This is a genomic window from Vibrio chagasii (genome assembly GCF_002954585.1).
GTDB lineage: Bacteria > Pseudomonadota > Gammaproteobacteria > Enterobacterales > Vibrionaceae > Vibrio > Vibrio chagasii_A.
The window spans coordinates 1,149,515-1,170,233 of sequence record NZ_MSCI01000001.1; the positions used below are offsets into that span (position 1 = coordinate 1,149,515).

Sequence of the window (20,719 nt, forward strand, 5' to 3'; positions counted from 1 at the left end):
TAATGAGCTTAATAAGTTGCCGTGTTGAAGCGTCTCGCAATCAGTTTTGTAACCATGTTGATCAAGAGAACCAATACGATTAGGACTGTCGCCGTGCCGTAGGCTTGGTTCCATTCGTCGATAGTAAATAGCTCTGTTGTCAGCTTATATAAGTGAACCGTTAGTGTACGGCCAGAGTCGAATACCGACTCAGGAACACGTGCCACCATACCTGCTGTTAAGAACACAGGCGCTGATTCACCAATCACACGACCAATACTAAGAATGACCGAAGTTAAGATACCTGGCATTGCGCTTGGTAAGATCAAACGCCAGATAGTGTAGATTTTTGAAGCGCCAAGGCCGTATGAGCCTTCACGGTAAGTTTGTGGTACTGCCATCAATGCTTCTTCTGTAGTACGAATGATTACAGGAAGAATCAGGATACTTAGCGTTAGTGCGCCCGACAGAATCGAGAAGCCAAGACCAAGAATCGATACAAAGAAGGTCATACCAAATAGACCGAAAATAATCGACGGAATACCCGCTAGAGACTCAGTACAGAATCGAATCGCTTTAACCAGTCGGCTACCCACTTTCGCATATTCAGTTAGGTAGATTGCCGTCATGATGCCCAGTGGTGCTGCAACGACAATCGATGCAATAACCATGTAGATCGTGGCGATGATCATTGGGAAAATACCACGTTCTTCACCAGTACGAGTGTAATCGTCAGTGATGAAGTTCCAATCTACGTATTGCAGACCGTTCGATAGGATGTACCAAATAATCCAGAATAAGAAACCAACAGTGACTGCTGCTGCCGCCCAGATAAAACCATTTAGGATGTTATCTTTAGTTTGACGGGCTTGTTTTAATTTTACGAGATCCATATTACTCATCCCCGCTTACTTCGATTTTTCACGGTTAAGATAAAGTAGAGCACCATTTAACATCATGATGAACACTAGAAGTACAACACCGGTTGCGTAGAGTGCATTTGCGTGAACGCCACTTGCGTAAGACATCTCAATCGCAATGTTTGCTGTTAGTGTACGAGCCGAGTCCAAAATACCTTCTGGCATTGCTGGAGCGTTACCCATCACCATGATGATTGCCATGGTTTCACCAAGTGCACGACCGATACCTAGAATCACACCAGTCATAATGCCTGAACGAGCGGCAGGAACGAGCAGCTTAAAAATCGTGTAGATTTTAGAAGCACCCAGTGCAAGTGAACCTTCTTTATAAGTGCGTGGTACTGCACGAATCGAAGTTTCAGAAACCGTAATAACGGTAGGAAGAATCATGATACCCAGAACGATGATACCTGCCAGAATGGTGTTACCCGCTGGTACAGAGAAGATGTTCTGAATCATCGGAACGATAATTACTAGACCAAAGAAGCCGTATACTACCGACGGGATACCCGCTAGAAGCTCAACTGCTGGACGAATAATATCTGCAAGACGCTTAGGAGCAATCTCGGCAATAAAAATAGCGGTTAATACACCTACTGGTACACCAACAACTACAGCGCCTAGTGTCGACACAATCGATGCAACAATCATGGTTGCAACACCGAATAGAGCTGGAGGTAACCAGTCAACACCCAAAACGATGCCAGAAACACCAGCCTCTTGGAATGCAGGGATACTCTCTGCAACGATAAAGTAAGCGATAACGGCTAGTGATACGATGCCGATTACAGCACTCGACAAGAACAAGCCGTGAAAGATTCTTTCTTTCCAGTCAACGCGCTTTTTAGTACGCAGACTCGGCTTATTGATTTGAGTTGCTTCAGTATTCATAAGCTTTTCACTATGTGCGATGGTCATATATAAAATCTCAAACTTTGTGACTCAAAAAGAGCTCGAAATAGCCAAAGTTGAAAGAAAAGGCTCAGCCTAAAGTCAGGCTGAGCAATAATTAAGAGTGAGCCAGTTAAGATTAGTTAACTGTGATGTAACCTTTCTTACCAGCGATAGCTTGAGCTTCGTCTGAAACCATCCAGTCCAAAAACTTTTGAGTTTCAGCTGTAGGAGCGCCAGACTTGTATAGCACTAGGAAAGGACGAGCAACTTTATAAGAACCGCTCTTAACATTAGCCACTGTCGCAGCTGCACCATCGATAGTTAGAGGATGTACAGATTCGTCAACCGTACCCAAAGAGATAAAGCCGATTGCGTATGGGTTGCTTGCTACAGAAACTTTAAGTGCGCCGTTACCGTTAGCAACTTGTGCACGCTGAGAGATAGCCGATACTTTCTTATCACCAATTTTCTTCTTAAGCTTCATGATGTCCTCGAATGCACCACGTGTACCAGATGCAGTATCACGAGTGATTGCTACGATTGGCTTGTCTGCGCCACCCACATCTTTCCAGTTAGTGATATCGCCTTTGTAGATTGAAGTGATTTGCTCAGAAGTAAGAGCAGATACTTCATTATTTGGGTTTACAACAACTGCGATACCGTCACGAGCGATAACTAGCTCTTTCAGGTCAGCTGTTTTTTCTTCTGCTTTCAGTTCACGAGAAGAGATACCTAGGTCAGCACTTCCATTTTTTGCTGCTTTGATACCTGCAGAAGAACCTGGAGCTTGAATCTCGATGAACACTGGTTCACCTTTATTCATGAAGGTTTCTGCAAAAACTTCAACCAGTGGAGAAGCACTGTTAGAGCCAACTACAGAGATAGTTTCGTTAGCTGAAGCTGTATTCACTGTTAGAGCGCCTAGAAGTGCGATTGCACCGATAACTGTCTTTTTCATCACAAATTTCCTTTCGTGGCGTTATTGCCGTAATGTTGTGTTTGCTTGAACGGTGCCCACTTTAGAATCCGAATGTGACAGTTGTGTTTCACTAAATTGAAGCCTATATGACAACTGCAACTTATTTTCTTGTTCTATACTTATTTAGATGCCTTCAAAGTAATACATTTCCTTGTTCTATAAGCACTAAGTATTTATTCCAACCAAATTAAAACAACCTGCGCAATTAACCATCACTGTTGTTCGTTACGTAGAACATGTCTAGATCTCCCCTTATTAGCCTTACCTTTATAAAGGTCAAGAGGCTTAATTGAACGATTAATAATCATTACCTATCAAATACCTATCACATATATCTAAATCGAATCTATTACTGATTGAATTGTCATTCTCAGAAGTTAGAATCACCCACTAATAACAATAATAACAATTGCTTCTGCTCATTTATTTATTCAAAGAGGGACATTACATGCGCCAACTTCTCAGTGGCTTATCTATAAAAATACAAATACTAATTCCTGTACTCTTTTCCGTCGTATTGCTTTTTACGGGGGTTATTATCGGTGGTGACAAACTAGAAAATGCCTTTAAAGAGGTATCTATCGCAACAGACCAGTTGATACTACATAAAGAAGAACTCGGCGAAATCGTCGACAACAGCTACGGTATGCGCATCAAAGCGATCTACAGCTTATTCAATGCAGATGATGTGAAAACCTTGGTTCAAACTCTTAATGAAAAGCGCGACCTGAACACTCGTCTACTGAACTCCTTAAACACTGTGCCGGGGATGCAAGACGAAGTAGCAGCGATGAGTAAGGCGATGAATCATTATGTCGACTTTTCTCGTACAACAATGCTTCCTCTATTAAAGGCAAAACATGGTAATTCAGCTCTGTCTTCTGACTTCGATGCACGTTACCAAGTGGCCATTGACCAATACCGTCATGCTGGCAACGAGATGGTACAAGCCATCAATACCCTATCTAAAAAGCTCAACTTACTTGCAACGAAAGAAGTGGACATCAATGGTCAGCAACATACCAATACACTTGATACGGCGACGGTAGCACTGTTAGTTATCCTTTCAGTCGCACTGGGCATCAGTTGGGTACTCGCAAGCATCATTGTTAAACCAATAAGCAATATTCAAGCAACCATGCGTGAAGTTGCTAAAGGTAACTTGTTAGTCAAAGCAGAAGAGTACGGCGATAACGAAATCTCTCGCCTAGCAAAAGACGTTAATCAATCGGTAGACCAACTGCGTGACACCGTAAGTTCACTTTCTCGAATCAGTATTGAAGTCGCTTCTGCTTCCACAGAGCTAGCAGCAGTAATGACGCAATCAAGCGTGAACTCAGATCAAGAAAAGCAAGAAGTTGAACAAGTTGCTTCAGCAGTGAATCAACTGGAGAGCACAGCTTCTCACGTTAACGAGAATGCCGTTCAAGCAGATTCGGCGTCTAAGCAAGCTGACGAGATGGCAACGCACAGCATGAGTTTGTTTAACGAAAGCAACAAAGCCAATGAGCAAATGGCTATTCAGCTTAGTGAAGCAGCGAATGTTGTGGGAACACTAAAAGAGCACTCAGAACAGATTGGTAAAGTAATTGAAGTGATTCAAAGCATCTCTGAACAAACCAACCTACTTGCGCTGAATGCAGCTATTGAAGCGGCGCGTGCTGGAGAAAGTGGTCGTGGTTTCGCTGTGGTTGCCGATGAGGTTCGAATGCTTGCGGCACGTACTCAAGACTCAACCAAAGAGATACAAACCATTATCGAAGGTTTGCAGGTTCAATCTGGCAATGCGAACGAGAGCATGAGCGGCTCACTGGCGATGCTAGAGCACAACCAAACACTTGCAGCTGAAGTAAGCGAGGCTCTTTCTGGTATTGCCAACTCAGTAACGGACATGACGGAAATTAACACTCAGGTAGCCTCGGCAGCGGAAGAACAAAGTCAAGTGACGTCAGACATCAACCGCAATATCTCCAACATCTACAGCTTAGTAAGCCAGAACGTAACCGGGGTTACTCAAGCTGCTGCTGCAAGCCATGAGTTATCCAACCTTGCCGAGCAACAGAAGCAACAGTTGGGCTTCTTTAAGGTTTAGGGTTTAAGGTTTGACTTTATAGTCGAAACAACCCTCCTCGTAGTTAAAAACCAGTCACTCGTGACTGGTTTTTTTACTCATAGGCTCTTTCATTAAACGAACCTCGCTACTCAAGCTCTGCATCCCAAATTCGTTCTATCGCTTCGACTCTTCTAATCTGCTTTGAAGGAAAGTGGGCAACTCTAAGCTCCGCAATTGTCTCTTGCCGTTCGGCCTGTGATAGCCCAGTGTCATCTAAAATATCTTTTCGCTCCGCTAAGTAAATTTCTAAAGCACCTTCAAAATCCGCTCTTTGTTGGTCCAGTACTTCAAGCCTTTGCGCCGCTTCATCACCCACTAGTTCATTTCGCTTCAAGTATTTCTCTTGCTGATCAAGCCCTTCAGAATTGGATAATTGTTGAAGCAATACCTGATTCTTGTGACTCGTTTGAACATAATCGGCTTGCTCAGAGATTAAAGAATCTAACCGTTGCTGGTACTCCAGCTCATTCAACCCTTCTTGCTTCAATCGAAGCTTTTCTAGGGAAATTTCCCTCATTTGGTTATCGTGAGTAAATAAAATACTTATCTCGCTCGGGCTAAAAAACTGAGCCTGAAGATCGAGTAAGGCTAGGTTTAAGCGTTGTAGATCATCGACAGAGATCGAGGTGGTGTCGAACTGAACGTCCAATGACGTCAATGCCGACTTGTAATCAAGGTATTTGGCAAACAAAGCCTCGTCGACAATCGCACCTTGTGATTGAGCATGATGTTGAGCAACGTTGCTACGAATATCTTCAAGGGTAAGCTCTGTTTGTCCAGAGACAAAGTAATCCATTGTGTCTTTAGCCGATGCATTATCAATATCGGTGTCTTGTTGAGAGCTCACTTTCAACGAGGAGATGCTTTGTTGTTTGCTATTGCTTGGGTTTAAGCCCTCTTCCACTGGATATAAAAAAAAGACCGCCGCTGCACTCATCAGGGCTATCGTGGTTATCGAAAAAATGGCGGCCTTAGTCATTATATTTTCCTTATGGTGTTAATGAATCATCCAAACAGACTACAAGCCTGCCAACTTCAATCGGTTAGCGTGCTGGCGATACAATGTCACCGGGTCGGTCTCAAACAAGTGATGGATGCCTAGCAAACCGTTGATCTCATCCAGATGATTCATTTTGTAATCATCGCCGATCACTTTACCTAGATGAGTACTACATACTCCAACAAGCCCATCATTTGGTTCGTTAAACGCTAAACCTAGCACTGTCATCGCCGCATCGGTTGGGTCCAAAAGATTGGTAAAAGTGGAAGACCCTGTCCATGAGTAATAATAAACGCCGTTACTGGCTTGCCATTCACCATCACCGCATGCAGAGGTTGGAACCCCTTCAGGGTAAAACTGATTGAAAGCAAGAGAGCCTTCTGTGGTCAGCGCTTCTAATGATGCCAAGCCATCTTGTTCTAGATCAGAACCACCGGACAGTAGATTGATGAGTGTCGTCAAACCACCAGCCAACTTAACCGCAATTCCCTCAGTGGCAGACCCTTCAGGTACGGTTCCACGAACTAAATCCGCTACCTTTGAGCCTTTATGAACGCCGCCTATACTCGTTACCGATGCGACAAGGTCTGGTCTCACTGAGGCCACATATCGCGCTGTGGGACCACCATGACTATGCCCGACAAGGTTGACCTTATTTGCTCCTGTTGCCGCTAAAAGTGTCTCTACCTGAGCCAGTAACTGCTCTCCCCTAACCTCTGAGCTATTGGTCGCTGATACTTGTGCAACGTATACGCTCGCGCCATCTTTGGTTAAAGATTCAGGCACTCCGTAAAAGTAATCCACACCCGCTAAGGTATCGAACCCAAATAAGCCGTGCACCAACACAATGGGATACTTGGTTTCAGTGTACCCACTTACCTCTAATGCCGATGCGCTTGTTCCTGCATAGACACCCATGCTGGATAGGCAGGCGATTGTCCAAATTAATATCTTTTTCAATGCTCTTTCCTTAAACAAGTTAGACCTCTGATGAGTATCAAGAAACGTAGGTGATAATTTTATAAAACTAAAAAGAGTGACTCGAGATTTGTGATGTTGAACTGGAAATAAACAATTGCAATTAACATTGAACGACGAAAATCACAATAAACCCAAAAGATAATAAGTAACTGATTAATAATCATTAATTAACATAAAAATTAATAGTGAAGCATTGAAAATTTGGGTGAGGAATTGAGCCCAAAGAAAAGTGAATGAGCGTAAACTCGTTGAAAGTTGGATCCATGCAACACTTATTAAACGTGCTTTATATGAGTTATTGACGTAACAGCGAGTAATGTTCGATACACTTTTAAATGATATTGATTCTAATTATTAACAATCAAGTAATTAAACACACACCCCTTGTTAAATGAGTACTCGAAAATGAAGAAAATGACCTTGGTATTTGCGCTGACGATGGCCCAAATTGCATCAGCTCAGGCAGAGACATCAATGCCTTTAGACTCAACAATGCCCGACGAAGTAACACAAGAGCAGATGCTTGATACACAAACATACGTAAGATGCTGGTACCGATCCGACATATCAAATGACTCGGTCGCGACGGATTGGAAATGGGCAAGAGACAAAGAGGGCAATTATTACACCATTGAGGGATATTGGTGGTCACCCTCCGCGTATAAAAACATGTTCTTCAGTGAAACTCCGCAATCAGAAATTAAACAACGTTGTGATGAAACCCTAGACCTTAAGCATGATGCCGCAGATATCACGTATTTTGCAGCAGACAGTCGTTTCTCCTACAACCATTCGATATGGACTAATGACGAAGAACGCCAAGAGAATCAAATTAATCGAATCATCACATTTGGAGATAGCCTTTCTGACACTGGGAACTTATTCAACGGCTCGCAGTGGGTGTTTCCAAACGCCAACTCGTGGTTCTTAGGTCACTTCTCAAACGGCTTGGTCTGGACTGAATACTTGGCAAAAGAGAAAAAGATACCGCTTTACAACTGGGCAGTTGGTGGAGCAGCAGGCACAAATCAGTATGGCGTGCTCAAAGGTGTTTATGATCAAGTGACGTCATACTTAAGATATATGGAAGCAGCTAAAAACTATAAACCGGAAAACTCACTGTTTACTTTAGAGTTTGGACTCAACGACTTTATGAATTACGATCGCTCTGTCGTCGATGTAAAAGCCGATTTTAGTAGCGCGCTTATTCGGCTAACAGGGTCTGGCGCTCAAAACATCTTGCTATTTACACTTCCAGACGCAACTAAGGCACCACAATTTAAGTATACGAGCGACGCGGAAACAGAGCTCGTAAGACGTAAAATTATCGAGTTCAATCTCTTTATCGAAGAACAGGTGAGCTACTACAAGCAAAGAGGACTCAATATCGTTCTATTCGATGCTTACACTCTGTTTAATAGCATTACCGAGAACCCGCAGCAACATGGTTTCCAAAACGCAACTGAACCCTGTTTAGACATCCAACGTCACTCTGCGGCCGATTATCTCTACCAGCATAACCTTACCAATGAATGTGCAGCCTATGGTTCAGACCATTATGTCTTTTGGGGGGTAACTCATCCTACGACCGCAGTACACAAATATCTCGCAGAGCATATTCTCATGACTCATTTATCGACCTTTAACTTTGACTAGTAAAATTTGCCTGGAATGACACTATTCGCCTCATAACGCCATTAACATTTTATCGCAAACTCAATGTTGTCGACGGAAGTCAATGTACTCAAATACTGTTATACCCAGCTCTTAGAAACGGGTCGTGAGCGAAGTTTGAAATAGACTAAGGAAAAGTAGAGAAACATCGATACAAAAAAACCGCCTGTATAGGCGGTTTTTATTTGTATTCATTTTATCAGCACAGGCGCTTGGACTCGCAAGAAATTACTCGTCGTCCACTTTTGGCGCAACTTTCTTCTTAGGGATAAACACGCTATCACCCACAGCCACATTTTGGTGGAAACTCTTATCGCGTTTAACTGGCTTCTTCGCTGTCTTCTTCGCTTGAGGTTTGCCCGCTTTCTTAGCTGGACCGCCCTTCTTAAAGGCTGGCTTACGAGGCTTAATGCCTTTGAACTTGCCTTTAAGGCCTTCAAGAACTGAGAAGTTAAGATCTTGCTGCAGGTAAAGCTCAACGCGCTTAAAGCTGTCCCAGTCTTTTGGACCAACCAAAGAGATTGCATCACCTTTATTACCAGCACGGCCTGTACGACCAACGCGGTGAACGTACTCTTCGGTGTGCTTAGGCATATCAAAGTTGATAACATGGCTCACATTTGGAATATCAATACCACGTGACGCAACATCTGTTGTTACTAGAATCTTGTAAACCGCACGCTCAAATTGACTCATGATGGCATTACGTTGCGTTTGGTTTAGGTTGCCACTCAGTGCAACCGCTTTTAGTTTCTTCTCGTTAAGCTTGTCAGTTAGACGATCAGTATCAGCACGAGTAGCCGTAAAGATCATAACCTGACGGTACTCAGCCTCTTCCAGAACGCGATCTAAAATCGCCTCTTTATGATCCAAGTGGTCACACAGGTAGAACTTCTGCGTGATATCAAGGTGCTGCTCATTCGATACACCTACTGAAATACGCTTAGGTGCGTCTAGCATCTCATTAGCAATATCGTTCACTTCTGCGTGATCAAGCGTTGCAGAGAACATCAAGGTTTGACGACGACGGTGTTTAGCGGCATTCGCAATACGGCGCAGCTCAGGTGCAAAGCCTAGATCAAGCATTCGGTCTGCTTCATCAAGGATCAGTGTTTCAACACCATCTAGGAACAATGAGCGGTGCTCTAGGTGATCGGCTAAACGGCCAGGAGTCGCTACGATAAAACGAGGGTATTTACGAAGTGCTTTAACCTGATCATTAAAGTTCTCACCGCCTAGGATAAGAGTCGCTTCATAAGACAGACCGCCCAGCATGCTACGTAGCTCGCCATATACCTGCTTAGCCAACTCACGAGTAGGAGCCAAGATTACACCACGAGGATCACGAGCAGAAAACGCTTTGGTTTTTAATGCTTTGTGAATCATCGGCAAAACAAACGCCAATGTTTTACCTGAACCCGTTTTTGATGAAGCCAATAGATCCTTACCGGCAATAGCAACAGGGATCGCTTTCGATTGGATCTCTGTCGCTTTCTTAAAGTCGTAATGTTTTAAGTTCTTCAGTAAGCGGTTATCTAAGCCTAAATCTTTAAAGTGCAAAGGACTCTCCAGTCATGATGGTATTGAATAAAATTATTTTAACGTGACATGATACCGCGAAAATGCTTTATAAGGATAGAGATCACAGTAAATTTATCCTTACTAACAAAGTTGTTTAGAGCATTGTATGCGTTGACAACAAAGGGCTGCCTCCATTAAATCAAAGACAAAGCTCTTCAAAATAAGCTATCTCACAAGTGAGACAGAACGTGATGCTCAGCTAATTACCTCTAAAATTTAGCAATTTCTTTAGTTATTGTTTTTGCGCTTAAAAAATTAGTCGCTACAATCATTAATGAAGCGACTATATGATAAAGAATGTATAGCGCATCTTTTGATGTTAAATAAGCAAGGAGTTCTTATGAATAAGACGTTAATCGCCGCTGCAGCCTCAGTTTTCATTCTAGCTGGTTGTTCTTCAGAGCCAGAAGAAGCTGCAGTGTCAGAAATGGATCAACTAACTAACCAAGTCGCTCAGCTTACAAGTGAAGTTGAAGCACTTAAGAGTGATAAAGCAGCAGCAGAAATGAAAGCTCAAGAAGCTTCTGAAGCCGCTATGGCAGCAAAAGAAGAAGCGGATCGTGCTAACGACCGTATCGACAACATCGCTGAGTCTTACACTAAGTAGTTTGATATTTAAGCGCGATTAAGCTGTAGATTAAATCAGTCGCAAAAGCAGTAAATTGATAGCACCACCTCTTCGCAGATGTGGTGCTTTTGTTTTTTGGGGAGAATTTGTGAATCTAGTAGAGCAGCTGCCTCAGCTAAGAAGAAGTGCGTTAAAACTCAATCACCGGTGGAGCGATTTCAACAGGTACACCATTTTGCGCAAAGATAACCGCTTTGGCTTTTGAATTAGGCAAATCTGCATCTTCAAGCCACCACTTCAGTTCAACCGGGATTTGTAGTGATTTCTTAGAACCGTCACTTCGAGTTAATGGCTCATGCGCTTCAACAAACACGCTTCGGTCTGGTTCTAACGAGACCTTAATCGGCTCATTAATAATCGTCACTTGCTCACCGCGATTCACCTGCTCAAAAAGCCACTCGATATCTTTAGGTTCCATACGGATACATCCGGAACTCACACGCAGGCCGATCCCAAAGTCCTTATTGGTGCCGTGTATCAGGTAATCCCCAGCTCCATACGCAAGTCGCAGCGCGTACTCACCTAGAGGGTTTTCTGGTCCTGCAGGAACAACTTTCGGTAACTCAATACCTTTTTCTAGATACTCTTCACGAATTGACTTAGGCGGCGTCCAGGTCGGGTTTGGTCTCCTTTGGCTTATCTTGGTGATCATCTCTGGGGTATCACGTCCAATCCTGCCAATACCGACAGGGAATACGTGCACCTGATTTTTCTCTGGCTCGAAGTAGTACAACCTAAGCTCAGCCAAGTTAATCACTATCCCTTTTCTTGGGGTATCTGGAAGAATGAGACGACTGGGAATACTTAGCACGTAACCTTCAGGGGGAAGAAAAGGATCAACACCTTTATTTGCCGCCATTAAAGAAAGAAAACCGATATCGTATTGCTTGGCAATGATGGCTAGCGTTTCACCAGCAGCAACTTCATGCTGTTGTATCCGGCCAACAATACGGCTCTCTTTCGGAGGAAGCTCAAAAGTTGCCGCAGAGGCCCACGACGACGCAACCCCAGCAGCAATCAAAGTCCCTTTCACAGTAAACCTAGTCGTTCGCTGTGCGAGCAAAGCGATCTTACGTATATATATTTTCATAGAGTACATAAGCGTCGAGTTAGGGCAATACAACATACAATTCCTTGGTTTGCCGTCTTTATCAAAGTTTAGATTATCGCTGATCAAACGTCTCTACAATGTATTGTTGTCTCAAACACCAGATGCAATTGCGCTTTCGTCTATGTGTTTCCTTTATCTGACCTTTAATTTATCGATACAAAATCGATTGCCTTTACGCTTTCAACAGATTTAGTTATCAATATTAATAAAGCGATAATAGCAGACCCATTTTGTGACTAACATCTCATGGAGGCTCGTTTTAACTCGCTAATATTGCCTCAACAAAACGAATTCAATTCAACAGAATCGGTAATTGACTAAATTCTGTTCCTAAAATTACCGTTTAAACTTTGGAGAACGACCATGGCTACACCTCATATTAACGCTCAAGCTGGTGATTTCGCAGAAACAGTACTGATGCCGGGTGACCCGCTTCGCGCAAAATACATTGCTGAAACATTCCTTGATGACGTTAAGCAAGTTTGTGACGTTCGCAACATGTTTGGTTACACAGGCACTTACAAAGGTAAGAAAGTTTCTGTGATGGGCCACGGTATGGGTATCCCATCAGCTTGCATCTACACACACGAGCTGATCGCTGAGTACGGTGTAAAGAACGTAATTCGCGTAGGTAGCTGTGGTGCAGTACGTGACGACGTTAAACTTATGGACGTTGTTATCGGTATGGGCGCTTCAACAGACTCTAAAGTTAACCGCATTCGTTTTAATGACCACGACTTTGCAGCAATCGCTGATTTCGGTCTTCTAGAAGAAGCTGTAAACCAAGCGCGCGCTCAAGAAGTGCCAGTGAAAGTTGGTAACGTATTCTCTGCTGACCTATTCTACACACCTGAAGCAGACATCTTCGAGAAGATGGAAAAACTAGGTATCCTAGGTGTAGACATGGAAGCGGCAGGTATCTACGGCGTTGCTGCAGACCTAGGCGCGAAAGCACTAACAATCCTAACAGTTTCTGACCACATCATCCGTGGTGAAAAACTAAGCTCAGAAGAGCGTCAAAAATCGTTCAACGACATGATGAAAGTAGCTCTAGAGACAGCTATCAACATCTAATCATTGATTAACGATACTTTGAAAAGCAATACCCCGCAGCCAAGTTCGCTTGGCTGCTCAAATAATCCCGAGGGGGAGATCGTGTCTAACGACAAGCTGCCAAAAGATGCAGATGGTTTGCAACTCAACTTTTGTAAAACATTGGCGTGTGACAACTTTGGCTTGAGCGATGCAAAACGTTATGTTTTGCAACACGCTAACCCTAAGCGTCCAGCGATGGTTTGTCGTGAATGTGGAGCTTTCCCCCCCTTACTTAACAATCGTGAAGTGTTAAGCGAACTTCATCGCCTGAGACAACTTCACAGCGATGGGCTCCCTGCCTGTCGTAATGATGATTGCGATAACTTCGGCTTATCGGTTCATACTCACAAACATCTTTACCATGCCTTCGGCTACAGTGGCGACAGGCAGCGCTATCGATGCAAAGACTGCCAATCAACCTTCGTTGACAAGTGGTCTGGCTCCAATAAAAAACTCCAGTTCCAAGAGAACCTCATGGGCTTATTGTTCATGGGATATTCTGTACGTGAAATCTGCAGAAAATTAGAGATCAACCCAAAGACTTTCTATGATCATGTTGACCATATCGCTAGCCGTTGCCGTCGCAAACTCGCGATGATTGATGCTCGATGGGTCAACCATGCCAAAGATTATCAGTTCGCCTCTCACTATCAGCGTTTGCAACCGCAAAGCAACAACGGCGTGGTTTGGATCGCGACAGGTGAAGCGCACTCTGGATACATCCTTTGCCAACATGTGAATTACTCACAAAATGAAGAGCCTTCAGGCAATGTCGACCACAACCCGTATGATGATGTGGCACGCTTTGTATCCAAAGAGCACTCTTCAGAGGCAAATCTTGACCTACCACAACGCTCAGACAAGCTAAAAGAGCGTATTGAGCAACAATACCAAGTTATTTTGGCGCGAGGCAACGTTGAAGACCCGATGGGGAATCTCACAGCATTTAGCTATCCGTCAAAAGGGGCGCTAATTCGACCACCTTATACGTCCTATGCCCACTTCCTGCATGTATTAGACATGTGCGATGAAAATAAGCACGTAGCGATCTATATGCCACAAGATCCATTACTAAGATCTGCCGCCCTAAGCATTTGTTTGCCGCGTATACAGAGTCAAAATATTGACCTTATGTACGTAGAGGAAGATTCCGGATGGCAAGACGATCACAGTTTTGAAAAGATCGACATTGTTCATATGAGTTGGTGGCGCGATCGTTGGGCTATTGCTAATCAAGGTGATAAACAGAAAGGTATCTGCTACCTAACAGGTAACAATCCAGAGCCAAAACAGTGGTTTAATACTGCTTCAATTCAACAAACTAAATTTTATCAAGAGCGTTTTCAGGTGCTATTTGATAGCTTTATTAATGAGCCTAGACGTAAGCTTCGTCCTGGTGGCATTCTTCCATTACTCGACATATTTAGAGCTTGGCACAATCTGTGCTACCAAGATAAGCAAGGGCTTACGGCAGCGCAACGCTTAGGTGTAGCGGAACAACCATTGACCCTAAAGCAACTACTTTCATAGAAACGTACCTCTAGATGATTATTCGGGAACTCATTGATTTTTAAGTAACAACATGAGGTAACACCCATAATTGGAAAAGATACGTGTTCCTTTAGTGCTCTAAGAAAGATAATTAGTGCTTATCCTAAATCACACTCTTATAATGATTGTGTTATCAATATTTTCGATAATTACGGATCTAAGCCTTGGACAAAAATCAGTACCTTCTTGAAACAGAACTAGAACAACTCAAAACTCGTGTCGACTCTGAACCGCTGGTGATCCTTGAGATTGCCCAGCAATGCCTCGTCAGATCTGAGCAAGTTCTGTTTGAAGAAGGAGCGATCCAATCGCTTATGTTAATGGCGAGATGTTGCTGGAGCCTGATGGATTACCAAAAAGGTTTAAAGTACGTCAAAGAAGCCTATAAGCGCCAAAGCCGATTAGACACCGACCTTTTTCTTCCTGAAATCCTTCACTTACATGCGCTCCAATATTGGGGACAAGCCAAGTACTATTCTGCACAACAGTTCTGGATCAATGCGCTAGAGCAATCTGCACTGGTCGATGAAGTCGAAATACAGATCGAATGCCTGATTGGTCTGGGCAACATCTGGCGAATTACTCACGAATATAAGCTGGCTCGTTCAACACACCAACTCGCGGTAAAAGTGGCAAACAACAGCCGCATTGGTTGGCTTGAAGGCAAAGCAAGAATCCTTCTCGCGTGGGATTACTACCTGCTCAACAACTATGTTGAAATGCTGTCGGTGTTAGATGGTGCGGAAGAAGCGTTAAAAGGACACAAAGACAACACTTGGCATGCCGAGGTGTGGGACTTCAGAGGCCTTGCATTACTTGGGCTTGAGCGTTTAGACGACGCTGAGCGTGCCACAGCCAAAGCGCACAAACTTGCGGTTGAACACAACCTTGTGTGGATGAAAGCCCACTCTTATATTAGCCGCGCGCGCTTAGAGTTACTCAGAAAGAGACCAGAGCAAGCCGCAGAGTTACTTAGGCTTGCGGAAGAGTCAGCAAACGAATTTGATAATGGTGAGCTACTCAGCCAAATCTGTTATCAGCAATCTTTGGTCGCAGAAGAAAACCAAGATTTTAAAGCCGCTTTAATCGCCTTTAAGAAGTACCGTCAATATTCTATCGGTATGCTTCGAGAACAAACCACTCGCGTGGGTTTAGATAAAGCGCGCAGTTCAAAACGCCAACTCGAACAAAGAGCGAGAAAGCTCATCAACCGCATTCGTGGCCAACACGAGTATGACCCAGAAAAGCATCTCTCTTATGTTGTGTCTGAAACCTTTTGGTGGGAACAACTGGTTCTGTTCAAAACAGAACTTAAGCGTTCAAATCACAGCATTATTATGTTTCAACACGTCGATCCCGACTATTTAGATGTCTGTACCGAAATCGCTCACACCTTGTGTAATCAAGATGACTTCATTTCAAGGCTCAGTTCCGAGCGTGTTGCGCTCATGCTCTCTGAAAAAGGCGAAGCCGCAGAGCAAACCTTCCAAACTCTAAGCACCATGCTTGATATTTATCCATGGCATAGAAAAGGATTAAAAGGTTCAAAACCAACCGTCAGCCTCAATGACATTTTGACGTTCCCATTCACTCTGGAACAACTAGAAGAAGACGATGTCGAGGTAAGAGTTTGATGGAAACGCTACTAAGTAAAATCACCGATGCCGGCCTAGACCCCTCTTCCGTTTCAGGTGAAGAAGCAATCATATTCTGGAATCATATTCGCCAGCATGTTTCGACAACCAAAACCGAGCAAGCGCACTGCTATATCATTAGTTCGGAATATCGCGCTGAACTCCAGCAAACCCAAACCAGTATCGAAGAACTTAGACTGGCACTCAATCTATTAAATTTGCCAACAGATATAGAAGATATTCTGACCGTAAAAACCAGCCTAAGTGATCGCTTGGTAGAAGTTGGGGATTACACTTCGGCACTTAATGAGTTCGTTAGCTCATCATCCATCGCCGTTGAACATGGCTATATCGATGAATACGTCATGGCAATTCTAGGTATGGGAAACCTGTGTGACGCTTATGGCGACCACAACCGAGCTCTCCGCTACTACCAGAAAATCAACAGCATTGACCATGCGATAAGTAGTCGCTCACTTCGTCTTAAGTTCAAGCTTCATATGGTGGCGAGCCTAGTTCTACTGAATAGGATTACTGCAGCGAGTGACCTGCTCAATGAGTGTGAAGAGCTCAGCATTCTGGTCAGCGACAAACTACTGACTGCTCAAATATTGCTATACCAAGCAAAAGTGTTACGTGCAAAGAAGAAGTATCACGAAGCACTGCGTTGCCTGTCTCAGATTCAATACTCTGCGAACAACACGCAAGCAAGTTGGTTAGCAACCATGACACGTCTCGAGCTCGCTCATTGTTTAAGTGCAATCGGCAAGCAAGAATACGCCAGCATGATCTTATCGAGTACAGACAAGCGCATGAAGGTTTACTCATCCCCAGTACTCGCTAAACGATTTTATGATTCACTAAGCGACGTGTGCATGAATCAAGGACGTTTTCAGGAAGCACTAAGCTACGAGAAAAAAGGCTACCGAATTGAGACGGATCTAATGAAACAGATCCCGATCAGTGAACTGGGAGCCAGCCAGCTTCGTCGCCTATCGAGATTCGAGCTGCAACTTAAACTCATCCTCTCTGAGCAAGAAAACCGAGAGCTAAAAGAGACAACCGAACAGCACAAAAACGCGGTAGCACAGCTACAGCAGGATGTGTTCACCGACCCATTAACCGGTTTGCACAACCGCCGGTGGTTAGATGTGAAGCTAAAAGACATGCTGTTACACGACACCTCTTTCGCACTCATGGTTGTCGATATTGATCACTTTAAGTCGATCAATGATGAACTGAGCCACCTAGTGGGTGATAAAGCGATTGTGAGTGTTTCTCAAGAGTTAAGGTCGTACTTCAAGTTCCGAGGCGCTTCCTGTGTCAGATTCGGTGGAGAAGAATTCCTAGTCATTCTTGAGAATACCGACATGGCAAAAGCAGAAATGCACTCAGAGAATTACCGTGAACGCATTTTTCAATTTGGTTGGCACGAAATACTCGGTGAGCGTGGCTTAACAGTCAGTATTGGTATCACGATGCATCGTGAGGGAGAGAATACACAGCGTACCTTCTATCGAGCAGACAAAGCCTTATATCGTGCAAAAGCAAACGGTCGAAACCAAGTCTGCACTGAGTAGTTAGATAGTTAAAGTAGTGCCGAACCAATCATGCTCGGCACTATCCAATTGCAAAACAATCACTTGCTTCGAGCTTTATCTATTAATGAAAAGACGTCATTGATAGAAGAACAAAGATATTCCTCCTACTGCGGCAAGCGTGCCTATGAGACTCTGCTTTGAGACCTTTTCCCCTTTCAACGCATAGATCACCAGAATAAAGACCGGGCTGGTCGCTATCAATGTTTGAGCAATCGCGGGATTAGCATTTTTTAAAGCGATTTGTTGCAACCAAAGCGCGAGAAACGTCCCAACAAAAATGGCGCTGAGTAACCATAGCTTGTCGAGTTTAGTCATCTCCCATAAATCCCTTTTGATTAATGAGTAAGGTTTACGCTCAACAAAAGGAATAATCATCATCACCACAAACACGCCGATTGTCAGGCGAATCAACGCCCCCAACAATGGTGGGATATCACCGCTAACCAAAGCGTAGTGAGAAATGACTACACCTGAAGCTTGGCACACACTTGCTACTAGCCCGTATCCAATGCCGCTCCATTGCGTTTGGTTAGTTGAATCATCACTCACCGAATTAGATGGCTGAAACACCACAAAGGTCACCGCTAACGTGGTGATGACGACACCGAGCCAACTTTGCAGTGTCAACGCAGCACCCAAGAACATCAACGCCAGTACGCCAGAAAGAGGCGGGGCTAAAGACTCAAGCAGCAGTGTCTTGTTGGCACCGATTCTTTTCAAAGCAGCAAAGTACGCGCTGTCACCAATTGCGATTCCAATAAAGCCTGAAATCGCCAATATCCAAAAGTGATTAGCACTCAGTTCAAAATCGGGCATTGGGATAAGCGGCATCACAAGCAGCATCATGACTGAAGCAACCAAGCCCTTGACGATATTGAGCTGCATTGCTGAGAAACGATGCCCAAATTGCCCATAAATCCAAGTCGCACACGCCCACACGATAGCAGCACCGATCGCCGCTATTTCACCTATATACATTTGTATTTATCCTTGTGGTTATGTGCATCATGCATATTTTAACGATCACTATTAAGTCTGTATGACAAATAAGATAACAGAAATAACTCAATACATTAGAGATGTGACTTTATGGGTTCCAATAATGACATCGCTCACATTAGAAGCAAAAACACATTATTTATAACTCGTTAAATCACATTGATAACAATTACTTGGATGATAGCCTACTATATTTATAACTAATATCTAACATCACAAGGATCTGTTATGTTTTTAGACTACTTTGCGCTCGGTCTGCTGATTTTCGTAGCCTTAGTCATCTTCTACGGCATCATAGTCATTCACGATATTCCCTATGAAATTGCGAAAGGACGCAATCATCCTCATCAAGATGCAATTCATGTCTCTGGCTGGGTTAGTCTTTTCACTCTACACACTATCTGGCCGTTTCTTTGGATCTGGGCGACGTTATGGCGCAAAGATCGTGGATGGGGCTTTGCCAAACTCGAAGAAGAGCAACATGACATTCACCACCGCGTTGATATTTTAATCGACCAAGTGAGCACTCTTCAGGAAGAAATCTCACAACTCAAAAAAGCAAAGCCAGAGCAAAGTAACCAAGATGACGATCAAAATAAAGCTCAAGATCAGGAGGTTAAGTAATGGATTTACTGCTGATAATGACCTACGCGGCACTGTGTATCACCATTTTTAAGGTGTTCAACATTCCGCTAAATAAATGGACTGTCCCTACTGCTGTTCTTGGCGGTGTGATCATCATCGGTACTTTGATCTTACTGATGAACTACAACCACCCTTTCACTCAGATTGGTAACCAAGTTTACTCAACAACGCCTATCGTTTCAGGGGTTAGAGGTAAAGTAATTGAAGTGCCTGTAGAGGCAAATAAGCCTCTGAAAAAGGGCGATATCCTCTTTAAAATCGATCCTATTCCGTTCGAGGCTGAAGTCGCAAGATTAGAAGCGAAAGTAAAGGAAGCTAGCCAAGGTGCGCTAGGAATGGAATCTGATGTTGCTGAAGCTGAAGCTGCAAGAATCAAAGCCATTGCTGAGAGAGACAAAGCTCAACGTGAGTTCTCTCGTTATAAACGCGGTTACGACAGTGGTGCCTTTACTGAGCAACAACTGGATACTCGCAGACAAGCTTATAAAGCATCAGAAGCTGCCGTAAAAGTGGCAGATGCGACTTTAGAAAGAGCAAAAGTTGCTTTGGATTCTGAGATCGGTGGCGAGAACACAGCAGTATTAAGCCTATTAGCTGAATTGCGTAAAGCTCAATTTGACTTGGATCAGACCGTGGTTCGAGCACCTACCGATGGCTACGTGACTCAATTAGCCCTGCGCCCGGGTGTTATGGCGGTACCACTTCCATTGGCTCCGGTGATGACCTTTGTTCACACAGAAGACCAGTTCTACACTGCAGCCTTTAGACAAAACTCGTTACAGCGCTTACAGCCAGGCTACGAAGCAGAGTTCCTGTTTAGAGCATTACCAGGCAAAGTCTTCAAAGGACGCATTGAAGAAGTGATTCCAGCCATCGGTGAAAGCCAATTTCAAGCGAGAGGTGCGCTACTGGGTACAGAGGCATTGCGAACTAGTGGCCGTGTGTTTGTTAAATTGACCATTACTGATGACCTGTCTGATTTCCACTTACCTATGGGAACAGCAGTAGAAGTTGCGGTTTATTCAGATAGCTTCACTCACGTATCTATCATGCGTAAAGTACTTATCCGCATGAAGAGTTGGCAGAACTACCTATACCTAGATCACTAAGCCCGGCATATGTTGGTCAAGAACTGACTTAACACTTTGTTAATATGAATGAAAAAGCCAGACCTGATCTGGCTTTTTTGTTGCTTGATTAACCACAAACCACGGATTTTTACATCATATAAACGTATCTGGATGGAATTTTAGACATCTAGACACTTACCTTCCCTTATGGAAGGGTTCTACTGTATAATGCGCGCCTTATTTTTTATATTTGCCTAAAAAACG

The 20,719-nt window shown here is 43.7% G+C and carries 17 protein-coding genes; 9 read left to right on the forward strand and 8 right to left on the reverse strand.

Going from position 1 to position 20,719, the window contains the following annotated elements; genetic code table 11:
• Positions 1-8 precede the first annotated feature (8 nt).
• The 3 genes from pstA to BTO10_RS05460 all read right to left on the reverse strand — a co-directional run bounded on the left by pstA (position 9) and on the right by BTO10_RS05460 (position 2,751).
• Complete coding sequence (pstA, locus tag BTO10_RS05450; protein WP_105023849.1) at positions 9-872, reverse strand: phosphate ABC transporter permease PstA; 864 nt, start codon at positions 870-872, stop codon at positions 9-11.
• Between the two features lie 15 nt (positions 873-887).
• Positions 888-1,817, reverse strand: coding sequence for a phosphate ABC transporter permease subunit PstC (gene pstC, locus BTO10_RS05455; protein WP_004737717.1), 930 nt, complete (start codon positions 1,815-1,817; stop codon positions 888-890).
• A gap of 112 nt (positions 1,818-1,929) precedes the next feature.
• Complete coding sequence (locus BTO10_RS05460) at positions 1,930-2,751, reverse strand: phosphate ABC transporter substrate-binding protein (protein ID WP_063525351.1); 822 nt, start codon at positions 2,749-2,751, stop codon at positions 1,930-1,932.
• Positions 2,752-3,220: 469 nt separating this feature from the next.
• Between BTO10_RS05460 and BTO10_RS05465 the strand changes: the two genes are divergently transcribed.
• Positions 3,221-4,864 carry a methyl-accepting chemotaxis protein gene (locus BTO10_RS05465; RefSeq protein WP_105023850.1) on the forward strand — a complete coding sequence of 548 codons (1,644 nt, stop codon included), beginning with the start codon at positions 3,221-3,223 and terminating at the stop codon, positions 4,862-4,864.
• A gap of 106 nt (positions 4,865-4,970) precedes the next feature.
• Here the strand turns inward: BTO10_RS05465 and BTO10_RS05470 are convergent, their stop codons facing one another.
• A complete protein-coding gene (locus BTO10_RS05470; protein ID WP_105023851.1) occupies positions 4,971-5,864 on the reverse strand; it encodes a lipase secretion chaperone in 894 nt (297 codons plus the stop codon).
• 39 nt (positions 5,865-5,903) lie between these two features.
• A complete protein-coding gene (locus BTO10_RS05475; RefSeq protein ID WP_105023852.1) occupies positions 5,904-6,845 on the reverse strand; it encodes an esterase/lipase family protein in 942 nt (313 codons plus the stop codon).
• Positions 6,846-7,271: 426 nt separating this feature from the next.
• Here BTO10_RS05475 and BTO10_RS05480 point away from each other — a divergent pair, with 426 nt between their 5' ends.
• Positions 7,272-8,522 carry an SGNH/GDSL hydrolase family protein gene (locus BTO10_RS05480; RefSeq protein ID WP_105023853.1) on the forward strand — a complete coding sequence of 417 codons (1,251 nt, stop codon included), beginning with the start codon at positions 7,272-7,274 and terminating at the stop codon, positions 8,520-8,522.
• Positions 8,523-8,768: 246 nt separating this feature from the next.
• Here BTO10_RS05480 and BTO10_RS05485 read toward each other — a convergent pair whose 3' ends face one another.
• On the reverse strand, positions 8,769-10,100 hold the full coding sequence (locus tag BTO10_RS05485; protein WP_004737728.1) for a DEAD/DEAH box helicase: 1,332 nt from the start codon (positions 10,098-10,100) through the stop codon (positions 8,769-8,771).
• Positions 10,101-10,461: 361 nt separating this feature from the next.
• Here BTO10_RS05485 and BTO10_RS05490 point away from each other — a divergent pair, with 361 nt between their 5' ends.
• Positions 10,462-10,728 carry an Lpp/OprI family alanine-zipper lipoprotein gene (locus tag BTO10_RS05490; RefSeq protein WP_004737730.1) on the forward strand — a complete coding sequence of 89 codons (267 nt, stop codon included), beginning with the start codon at positions 10,462-10,464 and terminating at the stop codon, positions 10,726-10,728.
• A gap of 151 nt (positions 10,729-10,879) precedes the next feature.
• Here the strand turns inward: BTO10_RS05490 and BTO10_RS05495 are convergent, their stop codons facing one another.
• Positions 10,880-11,875, reverse strand: a complete 996-nt coding sequence (locus BTO10_RS05495; protein ID WP_105023854.1) for a L,D-transpeptidase family protein — start codon at positions 11,873-11,875, stop codon at positions 10,880-10,882.
• Positions 11,876-12,223: 348 nt separating this feature from the next.
• Between BTO10_RS05495 and deoD the strand changes: the two genes are divergently transcribed.
• The 4 genes from deoD to BTO10_RS05515 all read left to right on the forward strand — a co-directional run bounded on the left by deoD (position 12,224) and on the right by BTO10_RS05515 (position 17,720).
• Entirely contained in the window at positions 12,224-12,934 is a 711-nt protein-coding gene (gene deoD / locus BTO10_RS05500; protein ID WP_004737732.1) for a purine-nucleoside phosphorylase, read from the forward strand.
• A gap of 81 nt (positions 12,935-13,015) precedes the next feature.
• Entirely contained in the window at positions 13,016-14,485 is a 1,470-nt protein-coding gene (locus tag BTO10_RS05505) for a hypothetical protein (protein WP_004737733.1), read from the forward strand.
• A gap of 185 nt (positions 14,486-14,670) precedes the next feature.
• Entirely contained in the window at positions 14,671-16,140 is a 1,470-nt protein-coding gene (locus BTO10_RS05510; RefSeq protein WP_004737734.1) for a hypothetical protein, read from the forward strand.
• On the forward strand, positions 16,140-17,720 hold the full coding sequence (locus BTO10_RS05515; protein ID WP_004737735.1) for a GGDEF domain-containing protein: 1,581 nt from the start codon (positions 16,140-16,142) through the stop codon (positions 17,718-17,720). The genes BTO10_RS05510 and BTO10_RS05515 overlap by 1 nt, the downstream gene beginning before the upstream one ends.
• A gap of 96 nt (positions 17,721-17,816) precedes the next feature.
• Here BTO10_RS05515 and BTO10_RS05520 read toward each other — a convergent pair whose 3' ends face one another.
• Positions 17,817-18,719, reverse strand: coding sequence for a DMT family transporter (locus tag BTO10_RS05520; protein WP_105023855.1), 903 nt, complete (start codon positions 18,717-18,719; stop codon positions 17,817-17,819).
• 249 nt (positions 18,720-18,968) lie between these two features.
• Here BTO10_RS05520 and BTO10_RS05525 point away from each other — a divergent pair, with 249 nt between their 5' ends.
• Positions 18,969-19,364, forward strand: a complete 396-nt coding sequence (locus BTO10_RS05525; RefSeq protein ID WP_105023856.1) for a DUF3302 domain-containing protein — start codon at positions 18,969-18,971, stop codon at positions 19,362-19,364.
• Entirely contained in the window at positions 19,364-20,494 is a 1,131-nt protein-coding gene (locus tag BTO10_RS05530; RefSeq protein ID WP_102423599.1) for an HlyD family secretion protein, read from the forward strand. The genes BTO10_RS05525 and BTO10_RS05530 overlap by 1 nt, the downstream gene beginning before the upstream one ends.
• Positions 20,495-20,719 lie beyond the last annotated feature (225 nt).

Bases quoted from the DNA above. Each gene is read 5' to 3' on its own strand.
- pstA (WP_105023849.1), bottom strand. From the start codon at position 872: ATGGATCTCGTAAAATTAAAACAAGCCCGTCAAACTAAAGATAACATC.
- pstC (WP_004737717.1), bottom strand. From the start codon at position 1,817: ATGACCATCGCACATAGTGAAAAGCTTATGAATACTGAAGCAACTCAA.
- BTO10_RS05460 (WP_063525351.1), bottom strand. From the start codon at position 2,751: ATGAAAAAGACAGTTATCGGTGCAATCGCACTTCTAGGCGCTCTAACA.
- BTO10_RS05465 (WP_105023850.1), top strand. From the start codon at position 3,221: ATGCGCCAACTTCTCAGTGGCTTATCTATAAAAATACAAATACTAATT.
- BTO10_RS05470 (WP_105023851.1), bottom strand. From the start codon at position 5,864: ATGACTAAGGCCGCCATTTTTTCGATAACCACGATAGCCCTGATGAGT.
- BTO10_RS05480 (WP_105023853.1), top strand. From the start codon at position 7,272: ATGAAGAAAATGACCTTGGTATTTGCGCTGACGATGGCCCAAATTGCA.
- BTO10_RS05490 (WP_004737730.1), top strand. From the start codon at position 10,462: ATGAATAAGACGTTAATCGCCGCTGCAGCCTCAGTTTTCATTCTAGCT.
- BTO10_RS05495 (WP_105023854.1), bottom strand. From the start codon at position 11,875: ATGTTGTATTGCCCTAACTCGACGCTTATGTACTCTATGAAAATATAT.
- deoD (WP_004737732.1), top strand. From the start codon at position 12,224: ATGGCTACACCTCATATTAACGCTCAAGCTGGTGATTTCGCAGAAACA.
- BTO10_RS05515 (WP_004737735.1), top strand. From the start codon at position 16,140: ATGGAAACGCTACTAAGTAAAATCACCGATGCCGGCCTAGACCCCTCT.
- BTO10_RS05520 (WP_105023855.1), bottom strand. From the start codon at position 18,719: ATGTATATAGGTGAAATAGCGGCGATCGGTGCTGCTATCGTGTGGGCG.
- BTO10_RS05525 (WP_105023856.1), top strand. From the start codon at position 18,969: ATGTTTTTAGACTACTTTGCGCTCGGTCTGCTGATTTTCGTAGCCTTA.
- BTO10_RS05530 (WP_102423599.1), top strand. From the start codon at position 19,364: ATGGATTTACTGCTGATAATGACCTACGCGGCACTGTGTATCACCATT.